The sequence below is a fragment of the Plesiomonas sp. genome, assembly GCF_051650925.1.
Taxonomy (GTDB): Bacteria; Pseudomonadota; Gammaproteobacteria; order Enterobacterales; family CAMTGL01; genus Plesiomonas.
Map to the genome: position 1 here is coordinate 1 of NZ_JBOFRH010000227.1, position 6,222 is coordinate 6,222.

The following is a 6,222-nucleotide window of genomic DNA, read 5'->3' on the forward strand; positions in this document are numbered from 1 at the left end:
TTGGAGGTATTGCCGTTTACTGATCAGGCCGGATTTGATCGTTTGCTCTGGAGTTGCGATCTGAATTTTATTCGCGGCGAAGACTCTTTTATCCGAGCTCAGTGGGCAGGCGTTCCTTTTATCTGGCATATCTATCCGCAAGAAGAACAGGCACATATCGAAAAATTAGATGCCTTTTTAACCCGCTATCTTGAGGCATGGCCAACAGCGCTGGCCGAACCTATGAAGCAGTTTTGTCAGGGTTATAATGCAGGTCAGTGTGAGCTAAAAGCATGGTCTACTTTAGATAATGAGTATGGTTTGCTGAAAAAACAGGCACTCGAATGGGCAAATACGTTAGCTTTGACAGAAGATTTAGCTTGTCAGCTAGTGAAATTTTCACAAAGCAGTTAGAATACGGCGCTTTTCAAAAACTCTTGTTGAATACAGGAAATACCGATGAAAGTTGCTCAGGAAATCCGTGCCGGTAACGTAGTTATGATTGGCGGCGAGCCAATGATTGTACTGAAGTCCGAATTTAACAAATCCGGTCGTAACTCTGCCGTGTGTAAAATGAAGCTGAAAGGCCTGCTAACTGGTGCGGGAACCGAGACAGTCTTCAAAGCTGACGAAAAAATGGAAGATATCATTCTGGAGCGTAAAGAGTGTACTTACTCTTACTTCGCTGACCCAATGTATGTATTCATGGACAGTGATTACAATCAGTATGATATCGAAACTGAAAACTTGGGCGAAATGCTGCACTACATGGTAGACGGCATGGAAGATATCTGCCAAGTGACCTTCTACAACGATAAAGCTATCAGCGTAGAACTGCCAACCACTATCGTTCGTGAAGTTGCTTACACCGAGCCGTCTGCGCGTGGTGATACTTCAGGCAAAGTGATGAAGCCAGCAACACTGGTCGGCACTAACTACACGCTGACCGTCGCTGACTTTGTACAAATTGGCGATATGATCGAAATCGATACCCGTACCAATGAATTCAAGCGCCGTATCAACAAGTAATTGATTGATCGTGTAAGAACATGTTGGTGTGAAAATAAAAAGAGAGCGCAATGCGCTCTCTTTTTTTGCGGTTATTTCAGCTCAACAATATCAAGACGTTCGCCGATATTGACGACCAAATCTTCATCATCTTCTAGACCCACCGGTTGCAGAGGGATCTCTTGCCTATCAAACGCAATATCCCCGCCATCAACCACTTCGCTGCCGGCATGAATAGATTTGAAATCAAACAATGCGCTATCACACATGTGTGAAGGAACAATATTTTGCGTTGCGCGGAACATGGTTTCAATTCGACCCGGATGGCTCTTATCCCAGCCACGTAACATCTCTTTGATGACCTGACGCTGCAAGTTTGGTTGTGAACCACACAAGTTGCACGGAATAATCGGGAAGTCACGCACCTCAGCATAACGTTCGATATCTTTTTCACGGCAATATGCCAGTGGGCGGATCACCACATGCTTACCATCATCACTGACCAGTTTTGGTGGCATACCTTTGAGTTTTCCACCGTAGAACATATTTAAGAACATCGTCTCGAGGATGTCATCGCGGTGATGCCCTAATGCAATCTTGGTTGCACCCAACTCAGTCGCCGTACGATATAAAATACCGCGGCGCAAGCGTGAGCAGAGCGAGCAGGTCGTTTTGCCTTCGGGGATCTTATCTTTAACAATAGAGTAGGTATCTTCTTCAACAATTTTGTACTCAACACCGATACTTTCCAGATAAGCAGGCAGGATTTCTGACGGAAAACCAGGCTGCTTCTGATCCAGATTTACGGCAATCAGTTCAAAATTAATTGGCGCACTTTGCTGCAAATTACGCAAAATATCGAGCAGCGTATAACTGTCTTTACCACCGGACAAGCAGACCATAATCCGGTCGCCTTCCTCAATCATGTTAAAGTCAGCAATCGCCGTGCCGATTTCACGGCGTAAACGTTTTTGCAGTTTATTGAAGTTATACTGTTGTTTTTGATTAAGATCTTGTGTCATCGTCATATTTCTAATGCTGATATTCTCTAAGATGCAAACATTGCATCTGGTACAATAAATCTATGCCGCGTATGGTACGGTTTTCTGCCGTTATTACCACAAAAATTGCGACAAAAAAAAGCCCGCAGAGCGGGCCAGTAGATTACTCTTTTCCGTGATAACTGTTCAGGGCAGCCATTCCGTTGGCTTTGGCAGATTCAATATCTGCCCATTGAAGTAACTCGTCACGAGTCATGGCCTACTCCTGAATAACGGCATATCGAAAATTCGATACGTTGAAGAATATACCTTGAACATGTGACAATAACTAGACTCTCAGGCTGTTCTTAGCAGCCACCACAGCTTCCGCAGCGCCAATCGGCCAGATTAATGGCCTCATAAAACCAGCGTAAGTGCATTTCATCAACCGGAATTGCGTGATCAATAAAACAGTCAACAACCCAGTCGGCATGTTTAATAATCCACTCATCACAATGTAGCCCTTCGGCAAATAGTGGGTCATCTGGTGACATAAAAGAGTAAATCCCATATGTATCCATATGATTTTCATTATTTTTATCAGGAATGTTCAGTAATGCATCGTTGTAGGTAATGATCCAATGTCCTAAACACAGCGTATTTCCTGCTCGACTCCAGCGTGCCGAGAAGGGGTTTTCAGAATTTATTGTCATCATGATGATTAGCGTAAACGTGCTTAAAAGTGTGTTTTTAATATCTTTTGTGATTATAAAACGATAAACACGATAAGTCTTATCGGAAAGAGGAAGATAGAGTCGGGTACAAATATTATCTGTATGCTATCTTCTAGCTGTTTTTGACTCTACGGTTGTGGCCTGAGCAGGGCTTAATGAGCCATATTAGACTCTTTGTCCTATATGGCGTGTGCTATATAACGTGTGCTGCATAATTTTTGCTCTCTAAAACGTCGGCTCAAAAACATCACTCATGTGTATCATTTTTTTATTTGAATGGAGGAACACTTATGGTTGCTATTAACCATGCCCTTATTAGGGAACGTCAGGCTTTAAAACTGTCATTGGCCGGAACAATCATTATGTCTGGCTTTGGTATTGGTTATGGTTTATCTGTTGGATCTGATGCCATCTTTATGGATGGTCTGTTTTCATTGCTCAGTATGGCGATGACAGGGCTCGGGTTAATGACCGCCTATCTGGTTGCTCGTCCAGATGACCACCGCTTTCAATATGGCTACGCTCACCTTGAACCTCTGATTAATGTGGTAAACGGCAGTATTATTTTATTGACGTGTATGTACGCATTTTTCAATGCTCTGCTCTCTATTCGTACCGGTGGACATACGGTTAACCTCGACAGTGCATTAATCTATGCATCGCTATCAACCCTATTTTGTTTAACGGTATATTGGTTTGAATCTCGGGTTGCCCGCTCGGTAAACTCAGAGCTGGTCAGTGTAGATGCCAAAGAGTGGTTGGTAGATAGCCTATTAAGTGCCACCATATTGGTTGGATTTTGTATTGCTAAACTGCTCGAACCTACCCAATTTGCTTGGATGAATCTATACATTGACTCCGTAATGGTGTTGGTACTTGCTTTGGTTGCGATGCTGATCCCCATTAATGTGTTACGCCGTAACTTACGTGAAGTGTTACTTGTTGCACCGCGCTCCTCACTTTCAGATCATTTAGATCAAACATTATCGCATATTGCCACTCGTCACGGGTTTATCGAATACTCCAGCCATTTGGCAAAAATTGGTCGTCGCTATGAAGTTGAAGTGAATATTCTTGTTCCACGCGAAGGGGATTGGGGTATACACCGACAAGATAATATTCGTGCTGAATTATGGGCTGAGTTGGGGGATGAGCTGGGGAGTGACCCATGGTTGTCACTTTGTTTTACCAGTGAGACTCGTTGGCTATAGCAAGAGTATAAAAAATAACGCCTATAAAAGATTCAGCTTATAAAATACAGCGCCTATAAAAGGCGACTGGCTATAAAAATAAAACGGCAAGGCTAATAAAAAGTGGTGAGAAACTAAAATAGCCTTGCCGGATCTGTGTAGAAGATAATAACGGCTGCTGTATGGCTCACTTATACAACAGATTACTGTCTATACAGCACCGATTTACAATGTGCTCTCGGCATCAATCGGGCAGATAAACCCTTCTGGTTTTACAGCCAATAGATCACAGGTAAGCCGATCAATAACATGTTCTGCTGTATTACCGATAAATGCTGCTGAAAATCCGGTACGACCAATTGTGCCTAAGATCACTAATTCGGCATCAAGTTGAGTGGCAATATCGGGAATAATCTCTTCCGGTAGACCTTCAACAACATGCGTATGTTCGGCATCAATATTATTGTGCTGGCGTAATGCCTTCATGCCGAGCAGGTGATGTCCACGAATGGCATCATTGTAAGTAGTAGGGTCAAATTCAGGAATATCAATCGCGATATTAATAGGTGTAGAAGGGTAGGAATTTACCAGATGAATTTCAGACTGTGGCAGTGCTTTACTCAGTGCTTGTGCCTCACAGACTAGCTTCTGGTTTAACTCTAAATGGTACTCTTCATCACTCGATAAGTTTACTGCAACCAGCAATTTACTGTATTCACGCCATGCTTGTGCTTTGACCATCAACACAGGGCATGGGCACTTACGTAACAGATGCCAGTCTGTTGGTGTAAAAATGAGTGACTCTAATCCATCATGTTGATGCGTTGTTTTGATCAGTAAATCATGTTTTCCACGAATAACTTGCTGAATAATGGCTTCAAAAGGGCGATTGTGCCAGACAACGTTAATCTCTATGGGCACTGCACTCTTACCGCTATTGTCAGATTGCGTATACTGCGCAAGCACATCTTTGATCCAGCTTATGCGTTGCCCGACAACGCCGTTGCGCATAGCTTGGCGCTCATCGGCAGAGAGCATTGATGTCATCTCATAAGAGAAGTCATAGATAGATAAAAAGGCGGTAATCGTTGCACCTTCTTCTTGCTGAGCAAGATAGATGGCACGACTTAATGCAGGTTGATCCTCTTGGTTGGGATCAATTGCAACGAGGATATTACGGTACTTAATCATACAGTCCCCCTTAATGTGTGAGGTTACTGGTTATTGAATCTACATGTGTAGATAGTTCGTAATATATAGATAGCAGAAGCGGGCAGGAAGAAGAGAGATACGGGTCAAGAATATGAGTAATCTTTGACCCGATTCAGGTAATTTGTCGATCAGGCCGATTTATTGTTACCGGCGAGTACCGAGAGGGCATCAATATCATTAATGGTAATGTATTTGCCTTTTACCGCTAGAATATCGGCTTTTTGAAAACGGCCTAGTAAGCGGCTGATAGTTTCAACAGTCAGGCCAAGATAGTTACCAATATCACCACGTGTCATGGTTAAGCGGAACTCACGTGGTGAAAAACCACGGGCTGCAAAACGGCGTGATAAATTGTAAATAAAGGCCGCCAAACGCTCTTCTGCGTTTTTCTTTGACAGCAGCAGGATCATATCTTGATCTACTTTAATTTCGCTGCTCATCAAGCGCATCATCTGCTGACGCAGTTTAGGCATTTTACCCGAGAGATCATCAAGCACTTCAAAGGGGATCTCACAGACCATTGATGTTTCTAGTGCTTGTGCAAAACTAGGGTGTGTCATTGAGTTGATAGCATCAAAACCAACCAGATCACCGGCTAAGTGAAAAGCAGTAATTTGCTCATCACCCTGTTCGGTAATGGTATAGCTTTTTATGGTTCCAGAACGGATCGCATACAGTGATTTTAGCTCATCACCGGCTTTAAACAGTGCCTGACTTTTTTGAATCGGTTTTTTACGCTCGATGATATTATCAAGCTGATCCAATTCACTCTCATTCAGCGTGAAAGGAATACACAACTGACTGATGCTGCAGTCTTGACAATGGATAGCGCAGCCACCGGATTGGATGCGACGGATCGTCTTTTTCTCTGGGATCATACCGTATAACACTGCCTGATATTGATTTTGGTCAATTTTACCACGTTTGCTTACTGATTTGCTAATTATGTCAACTGTTGAACCGCAACATAAGCGGTTTGCAACCCATAGGTTAGAAGAAGCAGTGCCGAAACACGTTTAAACAGTGTTGTGGCCAGCAGTTTTCGTAGATATTCAGCAGTATGGCCTACAGCAAGCATGGCCGGTAATGTGCCTAGCCCAAAAAACAGCATAATAGCGC

General features: G+C 43.2%; 8 protein-coding genes. 3 read left to right on the forward strand and 5 right to left on the reverse strand.

The genetic code is table 11. The features are described from left to right. The coding region (gene earP / locus ACRC27_RS05385; RefSeq protein WP_438639370.1) for an elongation factor P maturation arginine rhamnosyltransferase EarP at positions 1-393 on the forward strand (393 nt) is incomplete at its 5' end. 45 nt (positions 394-438) lie between these two features. Beyond that, positions 439-1,008: an elongation factor P gene (gene efp, locus ACRC27_RS05390; RefSeq protein ID WP_438623153.1), complete on the forward strand. Its 570-nt coding sequence runs from the start codon at positions 439-441 to the stop codon at positions 1,006-1,008. A 71-nt stretch (positions 1,009-1,079) separates the two neighbouring features. On the opposite strand, the gene ttcA is transcribed toward efp, so the two are convergent. Both ttcA and ACRC27_RS05400 read right to left on the reverse strand, forming a co-directional pair. Continuing rightward, complete coding sequence (gene ttcA, locus ACRC27_RS05395) at positions 1,080-2,015, reverse strand: tRNA 2-thiocytidine(32) synthetase TtcA (RefSeq protein ID WP_438621823.1); 936 nt, start codon at positions 2,013-2,015, stop codon at positions 1,080-1,082. Positions 2,016-2,335: 320 nt separating this feature from the next. Beyond that, positions 2,336-2,683, reverse strand: coding sequence for a hypothetical protein (locus ACRC27_RS05400; protein ID WP_438639371.1), 348 nt, complete (start codon positions 2,681-2,683; stop codon positions 2,336-2,338). A gap of 308 nt (positions 2,684-2,991) precedes the next feature. Here ACRC27_RS05400 and ACRC27_RS05405 point away from each other — a divergent pair, with 308 nt between their 5' ends. Continuing rightward, on the forward strand, positions 2,992-3,912 hold the full coding sequence (locus tag ACRC27_RS05405; protein ID WP_438633574.1) for a cation diffusion facilitator family transporter: 921 nt from the start codon (positions 2,992-2,994) through the stop codon (positions 3,910-3,912). A gap of 204 nt (positions 3,913-4,116) precedes the next feature. Here ACRC27_RS05405 and uspE read toward each other — a convergent pair whose 3' ends face one another. The 3 genes from uspE to ACRC27_RS05420 all read right to left on the reverse strand — a co-directional run bounded on the left by uspE (position 4,117) and on the right by ACRC27_RS05420 (position 6,214). Further along, positions 4,117-5,082 (reverse strand): universal stress protein UspE, encoded by a 966-nt coding sequence (gene uspE / locus ACRC27_RS05410; RefSeq protein WP_438639372.1) that lies wholly within the window; start codon positions 5,080-5,082, stop codon positions 4,117-4,119. Positions 5,083-5,231: 149 nt separating this feature from the next. After that, complete coding sequence (locus tag ACRC27_RS05415; RefSeq protein ID WP_438621827.1) at positions 5,232-5,981, reverse strand: FNR family transcription factor; 750 nt, start codon at positions 5,979-5,981, stop codon at positions 5,232-5,234. A gap of 65 nt (positions 5,982-6,046) precedes the next feature. After that, positions 6,047-6,214, reverse strand: a complete 168-nt coding sequence (locus ACRC27_RS05420; RefSeq protein WP_438639373.1) for an urease accessory protein UreH domain-containing protein — start codon at positions 6,212-6,214, stop codon at positions 6,047-6,049. Between the last annotated feature and the right edge of the window lie 8 nt (positions 6,215-6,222).